The 15,462-nt window shown below is 73.2% G+C and carries 13 protein-coding genes; 4 read left to right on the forward strand and 9 right to left on the reverse strand.

From position 1 onward, the window contains the following. Nucleotide 1 precedes the first annotated feature (1 nt). The 4 genes from B7P34_RS31235 to B7P34_RS31250 form a co-directional block, all read right to left on the reverse strand. Nucleotides 2-496, reverse strand: coding sequence for a transketolase-like TK C-terminal-containing protein (locus B7P34_RS31235; RefSeq protein ID WP_106681556.1), 495 nt, complete (start codon nt 494-496; stop codon nt 2-4). Then, nucleotides 493-2,427 carry an anthranilate synthase family protein gene (locus tag B7P34_RS31240; RefSeq protein ID WP_106681567.1) on the reverse strand — a complete coding sequence of 645 codons (1,935 nt, stop codon included), beginning with the start codon at nt 2,425-2,427 and terminating at the stop codon, nt 493-495. The genes B7P34_RS31235 and B7P34_RS31240 overlap by 4 nt, the downstream gene beginning before the upstream one ends. A gap of 35 nt (nt 2,428-2,462) precedes the next feature. Then, entirely contained in the window at nt 2,463-3,110 is a 648-nt protein-coding gene (locus tag B7P34_RS31245; RefSeq protein WP_223268413.1) for an isochorismatase family protein, read from the reverse strand. A gap of 110 nt (nt 3,111-3,220) precedes the next feature. After that, nucleotides 3,221-4,396: a 3-deoxy-7-phosphoheptulonate synthase gene (locus B7P34_RS31250; protein ID WP_106681558.1), complete on the reverse strand. Its 1,176-nt coding sequence runs from the start codon at nt 4,394-4,396 to the stop codon at nt 3,221-3,223. Nucleotides 4,397-4,787: 391 nt separating this feature from the next. On the opposite strand from B7P34_RS31250, the gene B7P34_RS31255 reads away from it, so the two are divergent. Then, a complete protein-coding gene (locus tag B7P34_RS31255; RefSeq protein WP_106681559.1) occupies nt 4,788-5,966 on the forward strand; it encodes a transaldolase family protein in 1,179 nt (392 codons plus the stop codon). A 74-nt stretch (nt 5,967-6,040) separates the two neighbouring features. Here the strand turns inward: B7P34_RS31255 and pabB are convergent, their stop codons facing one another. After that, nucleotides 6,041-8,125: an aminodeoxychorismate synthase component I gene (gene pabB / locus B7P34_RS31260; RefSeq protein WP_106681560.1), complete on the reverse strand. Its 2,085-nt coding sequence runs from the start codon at nt 8,123-8,125 to the stop codon at nt 6,041-6,043. A gap of 18 nt (nt 8,126-8,143) precedes the next feature. Next, a complete protein-coding gene (locus tag B7P34_RS31265; RefSeq protein WP_223268414.1) occupies nt 8,144-8,776 on the reverse strand; it encodes a 50S ribosomal protein L11 methyltransferase in 633 nt (210 codons plus the stop codon). Between the two features lie 398 nt (nt 8,777-9,174). Between B7P34_RS31265 and B7P34_RS31270 the strand changes: the two genes are divergently transcribed. Continuing rightward, complete coding sequence (locus B7P34_RS31270) at nt 9,175-11,139, forward strand: helix-turn-helix domain-containing protein (RefSeq protein WP_106681562.1); 1,965 nt, start codon at nt 9,175-9,177, stop codon at nt 11,137-11,139. Here the strand turns inward: B7P34_RS31270 and B7P34_RS31275 are convergent. Then, entirely contained in the window at nt 11,127-12,395 is a 1,269-nt protein-coding gene (locus tag B7P34_RS31275; RefSeq protein ID WP_223268415.1) for an IS701 family transposase, read from the reverse strand. The genes B7P34_RS31270 and B7P34_RS31275 overlap by 13 nt on opposite strands. Before the next feature lie 405 nt (nt 12,396-12,800). On the opposite strand from B7P34_RS31275, the gene B7P34_RS31285 reads away from it, so the two are divergent. Both B7P34_RS31285 and B7P34_RS31290 read left to right on the forward strand, forming a co-directional pair. Next, the gene (locus tag B7P34_RS31285) at nt 12,801-13,466 is read left to right on the forward strand and encodes a potassium channel family protein (protein ID WP_106681564.1); all 666 of its coding nucleotides are present in this window, start codon (nt 12,801-12,803) and stop codon (nt 13,464-13,466) included. Further along, a complete protein-coding gene (locus B7P34_RS31290) occupies nt 13,466-14,134 on the forward strand; it encodes a potassium channel family protein (protein WP_106681565.1) in 669 nt (222 codons plus the stop codon). The genes B7P34_RS31285 and B7P34_RS31290 overlap by 1 nt, the downstream gene beginning before the upstream one ends. 92 nt (nt 14,135-14,226) lie before the next feature. Here B7P34_RS31290 and B7P34_RS31295 read toward each other — a convergent pair whose 3' ends face one another. Then, nucleotides 14,227-14,973 carry a DUF3159 domain-containing protein gene (locus tag B7P34_RS31295; RefSeq protein WP_106681566.1) on the reverse strand — a complete coding sequence of 249 codons (747 nt, stop codon included), beginning with the start codon at nt 14,971-14,973 and terminating at the stop codon, nt 14,227-14,229. A gap of 3 nt (nt 14,974-14,976) precedes the next feature. After that, nucleotides 14,977-15,375 carry an OB-fold nucleic acid binding domain-containing protein gene (locus B7P34_RS31300; RefSeq protein WP_078660120.1) on the reverse strand — a complete coding sequence of 133 codons (399 nt, stop codon included), beginning with the start codon at nt 15,373-15,375 and terminating at the stop codon, nt 14,977-14,979. Nucleotides 15,376-15,462: the final 87 nt, after the last annotated feature.

Genomic DNA, 15,462 nt, shown 5'->3' on the forward strand with positions numbered 1-15,462 from the left:
CTCACGGCCGCCCCCGTTCCCCCGCGCGGGCGGCCCCCGCGGCGCGGGCCAGGGTGGCGCGGGCCGTGGCCGCGACGCGTTCCGCGGTGAGGCCGGCGGTGTCGAACAGGCCGCGGTCGCAGGAGGCGAGGGCCGTGTTGCCGGCCGTCCCGCCGGCCTCGCCCAAGAGCTCGTACCGGCCCACTTCGGCGCCCGCCCCGACCGAGACGGTGGCGGGCGCGCCGGGCGGCAGGACGGTGTCGCGGTAGGCGCGGCTCTGCTGCCGGAACCACGCCGCGCAGGGCATCGACACCACGCGCGTGGCGATGCCCTCGCGCTGCAGGATGCGGCGGGCGTCCAGGGCCGCGGGCACCTCGCCGCCCGCGGCGACGAGGACGACGTCGGGTGCCGCGGCGCCCGGGTCGGCGTCCAGGGCCTCGGCGAGGATGTAGCCGCCCCGCGCGGCGGCGTCGCCCGCCGGGGCGGCGGGAGCCGCGGTCGTTCCCACGAGGTTCATGCGACCGGCACCTCCGGAGCGAGCGCGGCGAGCAGGCCGCCCACGATGCGCGGCCCCCCTTGTGTGAGGACCGATTCCGCGTGGAACTGCATGGAGGCGAAGTGCGGCCCGCGCAGGGCGTGCACCTCCCCGGTGTCACGGTCGCGGCTGACGCCGACCGTGCCGATCCCGTCGACGTCCACGCTGTCGTGGCCGCTGCGCGCGGCGAAGGTGTTGTAGAAGCCGACGCGTTCCCGTGCGCCGAACAGGTCGATCTCGCGCTGGACGCCCTGGTTGGGGACGTCCCGGCGGACGAGCTCGAAGCCGAGGGCGAGGGACAGCACCTGGTGGCTGAGGCAGACGGCGAGGAAGGGCCGCCGCTCGTCCAGGAGCGCGCGGACGGCGCCCCGCAGGTGGGCGATCTTGGGGTGGCCGGCGTCGCGGGGGTCGCCGGGGCCGGGCCCCATCACGACGAGGTCGTGCCCGTCGAAGGCGTACGGCTCGTCGAAGCGGCGAACGGTCACCGTCAGCCCCATGGCGCGCAGCTGGTGGCCGATCATCGAGGTGAAGGTGTCCTCGGCGTCCACGACCAGGACGCGCCGCCCGGCCAGCCCCGGCGCGGGGTGGGCGCGTTCCGCCTCCTGGGCGAGCCAGAAGCCCGCGATGGTGTCGTTGCGCTGCTCCAGGGCGGCCCGTACGCGCGGGTGGCCGCCGAAGCGGGCCGCGCCGCCGGACTCCAGGGCGGAGATCAGCCCGGCGGCCTTGGCGCGGGTCTCGGCGACCTCGGAGGCGGGGTCGGAGTGGCGCACGAGGGTCGCGCCCACCCCGATGCGCACCTGCCCCGTGCGGTCGATGTCGGCGGTGCGGATGAGGATGGAGGAGTCCAGGGTGCGCTCGCCGCCGGCGTCGCGGCCGATGAGGGCGAGGACGCCGCTGTAGTAGCCGCGGCCCTGGGGCTCGTAGCGGTCGATGACCCGGCAGGCGCTCTCCAGCGGGCTGCCGGTGACCGTCGGCGCGAACATCGTCTCGCGCAGGATCTCGCGCGGGTCGCGGTCGGTCGTGCCCTCGATGAAGTACTCGGTGTGGGCGAGGCGCGCCATCTCCTTCAGGTACGGGCCCACCACGCGCCCGCCGCCCGCGCAGATGCGGGCCATCATCTTCAGCTCCTCGTCGACGACCATGTACAGCTCGTCGGCCTCCTTGCGGTCGGCGAGGAAGTCCATGACCTCGGGCAGGCTCGGGCCGGCGGCCGGGTAGCGGTAGGTGCCGCTGATGGGGTTCATCACGGCGGTGCCGCCGCGGACGCTGATGTGCCGCTCCGGCGTGGCCCCGACGAACGTGCGCTCGCCGGTGTGCACGGCGAACGTCCAGTACGCGCCCGACTCGCGCTCCAGGAGGCGGCGGAAGAACGTGAGGGCGTGGGCGGGCGTGTAGCCGTCGATCCCGGCCCGGAACGAGCGCTTGATGACGAAGTTCGCGCCCTCGCCCTCGCCGATCTCGTCGGCGACGACGCGGCGGACGGTGTCCGCGTACGTGGCGTCGTCCATGTCGAAGTGCCCGCCGGAGAGGGCGATCGGCGTCTCGGGGATACGGGCCAGCACCTCGGCGAGCGGCAGGACGGCCTGGTGCGTGACGGTCATGGCGAGCAGCGGCGCGCCGTCGTCCGCGCCGCGGAAGCCCCGCTCGGCGATCTGGCGGTAGGGGACGATCGCCAGGACGTCGGCCGGGGCGGGCGCGGGCGCGGCGCCTGGTGCGGTGCCTGGTGCGGTGCCTGGTGCGGTCCCTGATGCCCCCGGGGACTCCCGTAGCCGGATCTCCCCCAGCGTCTTCGGCGCCGACATCTCCCCCAGGAGCAGTTCCACCGCCCCCGGCCCCGTGGTCTCGGGGCGGTGGAGGAGGGCGAAGGCCGGCGGCTCGGGCGAGAGGATCCGCGCCAGCAGGTCATCGGTCATGTCCGGTTCCTCTCCGCGGGCCGTGCTGTTCCCGGTCATACCGCCGCTCCCTCGACCGTGAGCGTCTCCGCCCGGCGGGCCGGGCCCTGCAGGCGGCGCAGCATGTCCTTCGTCGTCGTGACGACCGCGCACCGCGCCGCCGCGTATTCCACGGCCAGCCGGTGGTACGCGGGCGAGAAGTCCGCGACGGCGTCCGCGACCAGGAACGGGCGGATGTCGTTGGTGAACGCGTCGACGGCGCTCATCAGCACGCCCACGTGCGCGTACACCCCGCAGACGATCAGCTGGTCGCGGCCGTTGGCGCGCATCCGCCCCAGCAGGTCGGAGCGGAAGAAGGCGCTGTAGCGCCACTTGGTGAAGACCCAGTCCCCCGGGACCGGGGCGAGCGGCTCGACGACGCGCCGGTCCGCGGGGTCGACCCGCATGCCCGGGCCCCAGAAGTCCTTGAGCAGACCGCGCTGTTCGTCGCTCATGCCGCCCGGCTGGGCCGTGTAGGCCACGGGGATGCCGAGCGCCGCCGCGGCCCGGCGCAGCAGCGCCGCGTTGGCGACGAGCTCGTCGCGCAGGCCCTGCGGCAGCGGCCCGAGGAAGTAGCGCTGCATGTCGTGGACGAGCAGCACGGCGCGGGCCGGATCGGCGTCCCAGCGGGCGGTGTTCTGCGGCAGATCGCCCGCCGTGGGCATGGGGTAGGGCTCTATGCGGGGGATTCCTGCGGCGGCTGTAGTGCCAGTAGCACCTGTAGTGCCTGTATTACCTGCAGTGCCTGCAGTACCTGTAGTGCCTGTCATCGCGATCAGCCCTCCCAGGCGGAGACGACGGAGATGGCCTGCTGCGGGTTGAGCCGCGGGTCGCAGAAGCTCGTGTACTTGTCGCCCACGTGCGCGAGCCCCGCCTCGTTGCGTACGCACTCGGTGACGTTCTCCGGCGTCGTCTCCAGGTGCAGGCCGCCCGCGATGCCGCCACCCTTCCGCACCGAGCACTGGAAGCCGTGGACCTCGCGGATCACCGTGTCCAGCAGCCGCGTCTTCAGCCCGTCCGGTGCCGTGACCGTGTTGCCGTGCATCGGGTCGCTGAGCCAGATCACGGGGTGCCCGGCGTCGCGGACCGCCGCCACGAGCGGAGGCAGCTTCTCGGACACCGCGTCCGCGCCCATGCGGGCGATCAGCGTGAGCCGGCCGTGCTCCCGGTCCGGGTCGAGGAGCTCGCACAGGGCGAGGAGTTCGTCCTTCGTCGTCTTCGGGCCGACCTTGCAGGCGACCGGGTTCGCCACGGCCGCGAGCAGCGCCACGTGCGCGCCGTCCGCCTGCCGCGTGCGTTCGCCGATCCACGGCCAGTGCGTGGACGTCAGCAGGGGCCGGCCGTCCTCGCCGGTGCGCACCATGGGCAGTTCGTAGTCGAGCAGGAGCGCCTCGTGGCTCGTCCACACGGGCGGGCAGACGCCCGAGCGGCGGGACGGGTCGAGCCAGCCGAGGTGGGTCATCGCCTCGCCCGCCGCGAGGTAGCCGGACAGCAGGCGCTGCGGGTCGGGGCGGCGGCGCTCCGGGTGCGGCTCCGGGTTGTTCACCATGTGGCCGCGGTAGACGGGCAGTTCGAGTCCGCCCGCCACGCACTCCGTGGCACTGGAGCGGGGCTTCGCGAACTGGCCCGCCATGCGGCCCGCCCGGACCACGGGCTTGTGGGCGACCATCTTCATCACGCCGGCCAGCACGTCCAGCAGGCCGGCCTTGCGGGCCACGTAGCCCGAGGTGCACTCCGCGGGGTCCTCCGCGCAGTCACCCGCCTGGACCACCTGGGCCGCGCCGCGCGCCACCTCCGCGAGGTGGTGGCGCAGTGTCCGCACGTCGTCGGCGCGGACGAGCGCCGGGCGGCGGGAGAGCTCCTCGCGGACCCGGCGCACCTGGGGGGCGTCGCCCCAGTCCGGCTGCTGGAGGGCGGGCTTGTGCTGGACGTCGAGCAGAGCGTCGGTCATGGGTGTCTCCAAAAACGCTTAAGTGACTGCTCTTGAGAACAAAGCAAGCAAGGTGGTGCGGGGGTTTTCCAGGGAGCGGCTCCCTTCCGGCCCGGGGGCGGGGGGCATGGGGTGGGGGATGACGTGACGGGTGGGAAGGTGGGGGTGAGTGGGTGTGCGTGCGTTCTCCTGCGCGCGTCTCGATCGTCCGAGGTCGCCCCCGTTCCGCCAACGCGCCCTCCCGCACTCCGTCAGATGGGCCACGGCTCCGTCACATGGCTGTCAAGTCCCCGTTCTTGCCAAGTTGACGGAGTACCAGCGGGCTGTTCTGCCCCGCCCTCGTTCCGATTTACTGTCGTGCCCTCTGCCCTAGGTGTTTCCGCGGACCGTCCGGAGAGGGGGCGACCCTGTCATGGGAGAGCGCACGGTGACGTCGGGAGGCGAGGTCCTGCGGGAACTGCTGGCCGAAGGCGTCTCCCCCTGGCTCGACGGCCTCCGCCGCTCGCTCCTCACCTCCGGCACGCTGACCCGGCTCGTCGCCGCCGGCCGCGTACGGGGGGCCACGACCGATCCCGCGGCGCTCGCGGCCGAGGTGGCCGGCGGCACGTCCTACGCCCAGCAGCTGAGCCATCTGACCTGCCGGTCCGTCCCCCTGACCACGGCCGTGCAGGCGCTCTGCGCGTACGACCTGCGGACCGCCTGCGACGAACTGCAGCCGGTCTTCGCGGCGACCCAAGGGCTCGACGGGCACGTCTCCATGGACCCGGTCGTCCACCCCGGCGGGTGCGCCGGGGCCCTCGCCGACTCCGCGGTCGCCCTGCACCGCGCCGCCTGCCGGCCCAACGCCCTGGTGAAGCTCCCCGCCACGGACGCGGGGCTCGCCGCGGCCGGCGAGTGCCTCGCCCGGGGCATCGGCGTGCACGTCACCGGGATCTTCTCCGTCCAGCGCTACGAGCACGTCGTGGAGGCCTGGTTCGAGGGGCTCGAACGGGCCCGGGGCGCCGGCCTGGACCTGTCCGTGATCCCCTCGGTCGCCGGCCTGCCCGTCGCCCGGCTCGACGCCGAGGTCGACGGGCTGCTGCGCTCGGTGGGGGCCGCCCCCGAACTGCGCGGCACGGCCGCCCTCGCCGTCGCCCGGCTCGTGTACCAGCGGTACGAGGAAGGGCTCGGGAGCGCGCGGTGGCGGGTTCTGGCGTCGGCCGGGGCGCGGCCGCAGCGGCTCATGTGGTCCGTCGGTTCCGGCGATTCCGCCGTCTCCGGCAGCTCCGGTGGCTCCGCCGTCCCCGCCACCCCCGGTGGGTCCGCCGGCTCCGGCGTTCCGTACGTCGAAGCGCTGGTCGCCTGGGGCACTGTCAGCGCCCTGTCGTCGGCCGCGCTGGAAGCCGTCGTGGAGCGGGGGCGGTTGCGGGGCGACACCCTGACCGGGCAGGACGGGGCGGCCCGGGCGGCGGTGGCGCGGCTGGAGCGGTGCGGGGTGTCGTTCGGCGAGGTCGCCAAGAGGCTGGAGGCGGACAGCGTGGCGCACGAGGTGTCCTCCTGGCGGGGGTTGCGGGGGGCGGTGGCGGCGCGGATGCGGGGCGGGGCGGAATGAGTGCGGGGCCGGTTCCTCCGGGGTGGAGGCCCGGCCCCTCGTCTCGTCGTGCCCTGACCGCCGGCGGGCCGTCGTCAGATTCCCACCGCGTCCCTCGCCGGCCTGCGGTCCGGGAAGTCCTTGCCCGTCAGGGTGGTGAGCGGAGCCGCCTTCACCGCCGTTTCCTCGTACTCCTCTTCCGGGTCGGAGAGCGCGATGATCGCGCCGCCCACCCCGTAACGGACCCGGTCCGGGGTGACCACCGCGGTGCGGATCACCACGCTCAAGTCGGCCGCTCCCGTGAGGGAGAAGTAGCCGATCGCTCCCGAGTACACGCCCCGGGGGCCCTCTTCGAGGGCGTCGATGATCTGCATCGTGCGGATCTTGGGCGCTCCCGTCATCGAGCCCGGCGGGAAGGCCGCCCGCACGCAGGAGACCGCGGAGTGGTCCTCGCGCAGGGTCGCCCGGACCGTGCTGACGAGCTGGTGGGCCTTCGCGTAGCTCTCCACGCGGAAGACGTCCTTCGCCTCGACCGAGCCGATCCGCGCGCAGCGGCCCAGGTCGTTGCGGACCAGGTCCACGATCATCAGGTTCTCCGCGCGGTCCTTCTCGTCGGTCGCGAGGTCCTCGGCGAGCCGGGCGTCGTCCTGGGGGGTCGCGCCGCGCGGGCGGGTGCCCTTGATGGGGCGCGACTCCGCCCGGCCCTCGCGGTCGATGCGCAGGAACCGTTCGGGCGAGGTGCTGAGGACCGACAGCCCGCCGAAGGAGAGCAGGGCGCCGAAGGGGGCGGGGCTGGTGCGGCGCAGGTAGCGGTAGCCGTCCCAGGGGTCCAGCGTGCCCGCGGTTTCGGCCATGTTGGTCAGGCAGATCTCGTACGACTCCCCCGCCGCGATCTGTTCCTGGCACGTGTCGATCAGCCGGAGGTACGCGTCGCGATCGTGGCGCAGCCGCAGGGCTCCGAGGGTGCCGGGGCGGCGGGCCGGAAAGGGGCGCAGCCCGGTGAGCGCCGCGAGCCTGCGGGCGGTGGTGTCGAGCCAGGTGCGGGCCGCGCACTCGTCGCCGTCCTCGGCGAGGGCGAGGAGGTGGGTGGTTCCGGTCGCGTGGTCGAGGACGACGGCCCGGTCGGCGAAGACCATGGTGGCGTCGGGCTCGCCGGACCGGTGGCCCGGCTCGCCGCCGCACTCCGCTTTGAGGCCGTAGCCGAGGTAGCCCACCCAGCCGAGCGCGAAGTCGAAGGGGAGGGGCGGCACGTCGGTGCGGGTCGCGCGCAGGTCGCGGTCGAGCCAGTCGAGGAACCGTCCCGTGACGACTTCGGTGGTGCGGCGCGAGCGGACCGTCACGGTGCTGCTGTGGACGTCGGCGGTGACGGTGCGGGCGAGCGGGCCGCCGGCGTCCCCCATGATGGAGAACCTGCCCGTCCGCTCGTCCCGGCTGCTGCTGTCGAGCCAGTAGGGGTGCGTGCCCCTGCGGAACAGGCGGTCGAACACCACCTCGTCGTCCCAGCTCGTCGGCAGGGCCGCGGTCAGGATCCGCAGGGTGCGGGACGGTTCTTCCTTCGTCTTCCGCGGTGGCGCGGGGGGCTTGGTCGCGATGACCGGCTTCCCGGGGCGTTCGCTCAGCCTCCGGAAGTTGTCCAGAATGCGGTGCCCGTGCTCGCTCCCGATCGACTCCGGGTGGAACTGCACTCCCCACAGCGGGCGCTCGCGGTGCCGCAGCCCCATCACGAGGCCGTCGGGCGTCCGTGCCGTGACCTCCAGGACGGCGGGCAGCCTGCGGGCGGACAGCGAGTGGTAGCGCACGGCCGGAAAGGGGGACGGGAGCCCCTCGAACAGGCCGGTGCCCCCGTGGAGGACGGGCGAGACCCGGCCGTGGTACGGCTCCGGGGCCCGGCCGACTTCGCCCCCGTACAGGAGTGCGATGCCCTGGTGGCCGAGGCAGACGCCGAGCGTCGGCAGGCCGCCGTCGCGCAGGATTTCCGTGCAGATGCCGAAGTCCGCCGCCCGTTCCGGGGTGCCGGGGCCGGGCGATATGACGACGTTGTCGAATTCGGCGAGGTGTTTCGCCCGCCAGGCCCGGTCGTCGTTGGTGACGACTTCCGGTTCGCGGCCGTTGACCTCGGCCAGGTAGTGGAACAGGTTGTAGGTGAAGGAGTCGTAGTTGTCGACTAATAACGTACGCACGTTTCCCCCGTTTCGGCGTTATCGGACGACTTCCGGGCGGCGGACGGAATCCGCCGCCGGCGTCACTTCCATCAGCATGTGTTCGACCTCGTGCCGGCCTTCCCGTACGACGGTGCGGCGGACCACGTCCAGCCGGCGGCCGCACGCGTCCGCGATCCGGTGCAGGGCGGGCACGTCCCCCCTGGTGCTGAAGTGCAGCAGGACCCTGCCGCCCGGGGCGAGCCGGTCCGGCGCCTGCTGGAGGAAGCGGCGGTGCGCGGCGTAGCCGGGGTCGACGTAGGCCCTCTCGTGCATGGTTCTGGGCCGGTAGTCCGGCGGCGCGAGGACGAAATTCGAGTGCCAGAAAACCGTGTCGAACCCCTCCTGTCCGGTGAGGCTTTCGAAGAGGTCGCTGTGCAGGCCGGAGACCCTGTCCGGCACTCCGTGCCGGGCCGCGTTCCGCTCGGTGTTCAGCACCGCGGCGGGATTGATGTCGGTCGCGAGGACCCGGGTGCAGCCCGCCAGGGCCGCCGCCACCGCCACGACGCCGGTGCCGCTTCCGATCTCCAGGAGAGATCCGTTGCGCAGGACGGCGGATTCCGCGGCCCTTTCCGTCAGGTCCAGGAAGTCCAGGGTGATTTCCGTCGCCGGAGAGTAAATCGGAGCAAACACCTCCGGTAACAGATCCCACTCCCGGCCGCGCATCGTGAAAACGGCCGGCCGGTCCTCCCGCACGAGCGCCCGGCGGCTGCGCTCCAGAGAGAGCCTGTAGTCCCGTACCCCCGTCATACCGATCCCCCTGAATCAGCGACAACTCCCGGACCAGGTCCCGGTGTTCATCAACCTTCACCTATTGGGACGCTAAAGAGGAAGGTGATCCAGTAACACACCCGCGAGTTTCGGCGGTGGTCCGGACACCACCGCGCGGGGCCCGCCGCCCGCCGCTGACCCTCTTGATCGGCAGCGGTTGACGCGCCACTGCCGGTGTGCATAGCTTCCCCGCATACCGTGCCGCGGCTCTATCCGTGCGGCAGAGCGCACCGGACCCGGGGGGCATCGTGTCGCAAGGCATGTCCGAGGACGGCATATTCGCCGTGCTGGAGCTATTGGCCGCCGGGGCTCCGGCCCAGGAATACGAAGCCCTCATCGAACGGATCCGCGCTTCCGGTGCGAGCGCCGCCGTCCTCGCCCGGCTCGACCGCGCCGTCCACCTCGGCCTGACCATACGGACCTGGACGGAGCGTCAGCAGCAGCGGGAGGCCGGGCTGTCCGCCCTCGTCGACACCGCGCGCGACCTGGCCACCCCGCACGACCTCGACACGCTGCTGAAGGTCATCCTGCGGCGCGCCCGGCTGCTGCTCGCCGTCGACATGTCGTACATCGGAATGTACGACGAGGGGGAACGATACGTCACCATCCGCGCCTCCGACGGCCACACGACCGCGTTCAACGTCGGCCTGCGGCTGCCCGGCGGGAGCGGGCTGGGCTCCGCCGTCATGTCCAACCCCTCCCCGTTCTGGACGCCGGACTACCTCGCCGACGAGCGCATCCAGCACAGCGGCGACATCGACTACGTGGTGAAGGCCGAGGGCCTGCAGGCCGTCCTCGCCGTCCCGCTGAACCGCGGGGCGCGCCCCTTCGGCACGCTGTACGTCGCCGAGCGCAAGGTCCGGCACTTCACCACGGACGAGATAGCGCTGCTCAGCTCGCTGGGCGACCTCGCCGGCGTGGCCATAGAGAAGGCCGAGCTGCTGGACCGGACCACCGCCCTGGTGGCCGAGCTGGAGCAGCACTCCACGCGGGTCGAGGCGGGGCTGCGCAGCGCGCAGGAGCTCAGCGACACCCAGCACCGGCTGATCCAGCTGGTGCTGGGCGACTGCGACCTGGACGCCCTGGCCCGGGCGTCGGCCACCGAGCTGGGCGCCGCGGCGGTCCAGGTGTGCGCCGCCAACGGCACCATCCTCTGCGCCGCCGGGGACGTGCGGGACGAGGGCGCGGACCCCGAGTCGCTGCTCGTGCCCGCCGCCATGGACGCCCACGCCGCGCGCGAGCCCGTCGCCCTCGACGACGGCCTGTGGGCCGTGCCGATCTCCGCGGGCACCGGCAGCAACCTCGGCACCCTGCTGCTGCGCCCCGACCGGCCCGGCGCGGTGCAGGACGAGCGCCTGCTGCGGCTGGTCGCGCAGGTCATGGCCGTCCAGCTGCTGGTGGAGAGCAGCCGCACGGCGATCGCGGAGGGGCAGGTCCGCGACGACTTCCTCGCCGACCTGCTGGCGAGCCCGCAGCGCCCGCCCCACCAGCTGGAGGCGCACGCGCGGCGGCTCGGCATCGACCTGAGCAAGCCGCACGTCGTGGTCGTGGCGCGGCCCGAGGGCGACGCCCGCGGCAAGACGGCGATCTGGGCGTCGTCGTACGCGCACCGGCTCAGCGGGCTCAAGAGCATGCACAACGGCTGCGCGGTGCTGCTGCTGCCCGGCTCGGACGCGGGCGGCGCGGGCCGCGCCGTCTCCGCGGAGCTGTCCCCGCTCCTCGGCCACCCGGTGACGGTGAGCTCCGCCGGCCCGGTCGCGGGGCCGGCCTCCGTCCACCACGCCTTCCAAGAGGCGCTGCGCTGCCTGGACGCGATGACCTCGCTCGGAGTCATCGGCCGCTCGGCGTCGGTGCGTGAGCTGGGCTTCCTCGGGGTGCTGCTCTCCGACAACCACGACGTCGAGGGGTTCGTCGACTCGGCCATCGGTCCGGTCATCGACTACGACCAGCAGCGGTTCACGGACCTGACGCGCACGCTGGAGACGTACTTCGAGGCGGGCGGCAGCCCGACGAACGCGGCCAAGAAGCTTCATGTGCACCCCAATACGGTGGCCCGGCGCCTGGAGCGGATCAGTGAGCTGCTGGGGCCGCAGTGGCAGCAGCCCGAGCGCGCCCTGGAGGTGCAGCTGGCCCTGCGGGTCTTCCGGGTGCGGCACAGCCTGCGGCTGGGCGAGCGGGCCGCGCCCGCCGAGGGCGGCGGCCCCCCGGAGGGTCAGGAGACGTAGCCGAGCCGCAGGCCCTCCTCCGGACGGCCGGTGAGCGCGGCCACGGCGTGGGCGGCGGAGGCGAGCGTGACGTGCCGGTGCCAGCCGCTGAACGAGCGGCCCGCGAAGTCGCGGATGCCGACCTCGTCGGAGATCTCGGTGAAGTCCCGGTCGACCCGGTCCAGGAGCTTGGCCAGCCGGACGAGGGCGGCGGGCGGGACGTTGACCATGTCCGTCAGCCACAGCTCGGCCGGCCAGCGCCGGCCGTTCTCCCCCACGCCCAGCAGGAGTAACTCGCGGCGCCGCGCAGGCCCCGGCACGGCCGCCGTGCGCAGCGCCGGCAGCCCCACGCGCACGGCCGCGGTCAGCGCGGTCCGGACGACCCGCGAGGGGCCGTGGTCGCGCCACATCACCGGGCGCCGCAGGTCGCGGGCCGCCCCGAGGATCTGGTGGGCCGGCAGCGCCTCCGCGCCGCGGCCCGGCACGGCCGGGCCGGAGACGGTGAGCCGCAGCGAGTGGCTGATGCGGGCCATGGCCGGCACGCCGCAGGCGCGCAGCCGCAGCAGGGCCGCGGGGGCGTCCATGTCACGGGCGTCCAGGACCAGGGGGCGCAGCGGCAGCCCCCAGTCCCGCATCATCCCCGTGTACGCCTCGACGGTGCACTCGCCCAGGGTCTCCGGGCGGACCGAGTCGGGGATGGAGGCCTGGCCGCGCCGGAGGGCATCCTGCAGCCAGGCGTCGGAGAGGTGCAGCCGCCAGTTGACGGGGGTGCTGTGCCCGGCGGAGGCGGCCCAGACGCCGACGGCCTCCTGCGCGTTGAGCACCTGGCCGACGGCGGGGCAGAAGCGGCGGTCGACGCCCACCGAGTTGTCGCCGGCCTTGGGGATGACCATGGGGCGCACGACCCACGCGTGCGGGGGCGAGACCCGGGCGAGGTAGTGGGCGAGGGCGCGGCGCACGGGGATCCAGTCCCAGGTGGAGCTGGAGATGAAGTGGTGCAGGCTCTGCTCGGCGGCCTGGCCGCCGATGAGCGCCGCGATGTTGCGGATGGACTTGCGGCCCTGGGTGCCCAGCAGGCCGCGCACGTAGGCCTCGCCCCGGCGCCGCTGGTCGCTGCGCGGCAGCGAGGCGAAGAGGGCGGCGCACAGCTCGGCCAGTACGTCGTCCTGGGAATCGGGGCCCTGGGATTCGGGATCCTGGGAGCCGGAGCGGGCCGGGGCGGGAACGGCGGTCCGTGTGGTCCGTGCGGTCCGCGGGTAGAGAGCAACACCACTCATCGTCAATCCCCCATCTCGGCTGCTGGGTGGCTCTCTCCACGGTGCTGCCGCGCACCCCCCTGCGCCCAGGTGTCAAGGCCACCCGCGTGCCCCTCGCGATGGTGGCCTCACCACCACCCGGCGGCCCGTGAGGCGCCGGACGGCGCCCCGGAGGGGCCCTGAGGTGTGCCCGGACCACCACCCCGGCGGCGGGTCGGGGGGCCACTCGGAGGACGGGGTCGAAGCGGCGCGGGGCGTTGCGGATACGGTGGTCCCATGCACCGGCGCGGGCGTCCCCTCGGGGGAGGTTCCGCGCCGATACCGCGGGCAGCATTCGGCCACGCGGGCGCAGCACACCGGAAGGGAACACGTGAGCAGGTTGTTGGTGCAGGTCAGCGCGGTAGTCCGGAGCGTGGGGTAAGCGTCGTGCACATTGTGATCATGGGCTGCGGGCGTGTGGGCTCGGCCCTCGCCCAGACCCTTGAGCAGCAGGGTCACACGGTGGCCGTGATCGACCAGGACCCGACGGCCTTCCGCCGCCTGGGCTCCGGGTTCGGCGGCCGCCGCGTCACCGGCGTCGGCTTCGACCAGGACACCCTGCGCGAGGCGGGCATCGAGGAGGCGGGCGCGTTCGCGGCCGTCAGCAGCGGCGACAACTCCAACATCATCGCGGCCCGGGTGGCCCGCGAGATGTTCGGCGTCGAGAACGTGGCCGCGCGGATCTACGACCCGCGGCGCGCCGAGGTCTACCAGCGGCTCGGCATCCCGACCGTGGCCACCGTCCGGTGGACGGCCGACCAGATGCTGCGGCGGCTGCTGCCGTCCGGCGCGGAGCCGCTGTGGCGCGACCCGAGCGGCGGCGTGCAGCTGGCCGAGGTGCCGGCCTCCGACGCCTGGGTCGGCCACAAGATCAGCAAGCTCCAGGAGGAGACCGGCGTGCGGGTGGCGTTCCTCACCCGGCTGGGTGAGGCGATGCTGCCGACGTCCTCGACGGTGTTGCAGGAAGGCGATCTGGTGCACGTGATGATGCGCACCGACGAGGTCGAGAAGGTCGAGGCGTCGTTCGCGCACGGCCCCGAGGAGGCGCACTGATGAGGGTCGCCATTGCCGGTGCCGGTGCCGTCGGCCGCTCCATCGCGGGCGAGCTGCTGGAGAACGGCCACGAGGTGCTGCTCGTCGACAAGGCCCCGACCGCCATCTCGGTCGAGCGGGTGCCGCTCGCGGAGTGGCTGCTGGCCGACGCCTGCGAGATCACCTCGCTGGACGAGGCGGCGCTGCAGCGCTGCAACGTGGTCATCGCGGCCACGGGTGACGACAAGGTCAACCTGGTCGTCTCCCTGCTGGCCAAGACCGAGTACGGGGTGCCCCGGGTCGTGGCCCGGGTGAACAACCCCAAGAACGAGTGGCTGTTCAACGAGTCCTGGGGCGTCGACGTGGCCGTGTCCACGCCGCGCCTGATGTCGGCGCTGGTCGAGGAGGCCGTGAGCGTCGGCGACCTGGTGCGGCTGATGCGCTTCAGCCAGGGCGACGCCAACCTGGTCGAGCTGACGCTGCCGCCGGAGTCGGCGCTGGCCGGCACCCGGGTCGGCGACGTGGACTGGCCGGACGACACCTCGCTCGTCACGATCATCCGCGGCAACCGCGTGCTCACGCCCAGCCGCGAGGACGCCCTGGAGGCGGGTGACGAACTGCTGTTCGTGGCGGCTCCGGCGCGCGAGGAGCAGCTGGAGGACCTGCTGTCGGCCACGCGGGAGGCCTAGCCCTCTCCGCCGCACCGCGCGAAGACGCCGGGCGGGCTCGTTTCCACGAGCCCGCCCGGCGTCTTCTTCGTCTGCGTGAGGGAGGGGAGCGGCTAGCTCAGGGCCTTGCTGCTCTCCGCGCCCTCGGCGCGCTCCGCGGCCTCCGCCGCTTCCTCCGCCTCCATCTCCGCGATCACGTCGATCGGCGGCGGCGCCTTGGCCAGGAAGATCCAGGTCAGGTAGACGGACAGCAGCATCGGCGGAATGCCGAGGGCCACCTTCACCCAGCCGAGCTCCGTGGCGTCGCCCCACCAGTACAGCGGGAAGAGGATCGCCGACTTGGCCAGCAGGATCAGGCCCCACGCCCAGCTCGCCTTGGTGTAGGCCACCTTGCGGCCGGGGTTGCGGGTCCGCCAGGAGAGGTTCTCCTTGAACACCGGGCCCAGGATCAGCCCGAGCAGCGGATAGCCCGCCAGCGACGTGACGATGTACGCCACGGCCAGGCCCAGGGTGTAGAGCATGCCCGGCAGGTGGAAGTTCTTGGCGTCACCGGTCATCATCGCGAAGACCGCGCCGATGGCCACCCCGAAGACGCCGCTGAAGGCGTGTTTGACGGTGTCCTTGCGCAGCAGCCGGGCGACGCCCATCAGCAGCGAGAGGCCCAGTGCGGCGATGGCCGCGGTGTGGATGTCCCGCTTGGCGGTGAAGATCGCCACGAAGACCAGCCCGGGCACGGTCGTCTCGACCATGCCCCGCACCCCGCCGAAGGCCTCGAACAGGGCGGCCTTGGTGGCTGCCGACGCGTCGGCGTCACCGCCCGTCCCCTGCTGGTCAACGATCGGCTTGTCGAGAGACGTCACCCGCTACTCCTGTCCGAGCGGTCGGAGTTCGTACTTGGGATTGAACAGCACCCGGCGGCCGCGGCTCATCGAGATCCGGCCGGAGGCGATCAGCTTACGGCCGGGCTCTATGCCGACGATGGAACGACGGCCGAGCCACACGACGTCGAGCGCGGCCGAGCCGTCGAACAGCTCGGCCTCCAGAGCGGGAACACCGGCGCGCGGACGCAGAGTGACGGTCCGCAGCGTACCGGTGACCTTGACTATCTGGCGGTCGTCGCAGTCGCATATCCGCGTGCAGCCCGCGGCCTCCGTGTCCTGCTGCAGCTCCGCGTCGTGCAGCTCCTCCTGCGAGGTGGACAGCCGGTCGAGCATCCGGCGGAAACGGCCGGTCGGCTTCTCGGAACGGGGTACGGCACTCATGAACCCAGCGTACCGGGAGCCCTCCCGGCGGGTTCCTGCCCCGCGAGCGGGCTGCCGTTTCGTCCTCAATCGCCGGACGGGCTCAAA

The organism is Streptosporangium nondiastaticum (genome assembly GCF_003011965.1).
GTDB classification, from domain to species: domain Bacteria; phylum Actinomycetota; class Actinomycetes; order Streptomycetales; family Streptomycetaceae; genus Streptomyces; species Streptomyces nondiastaticus.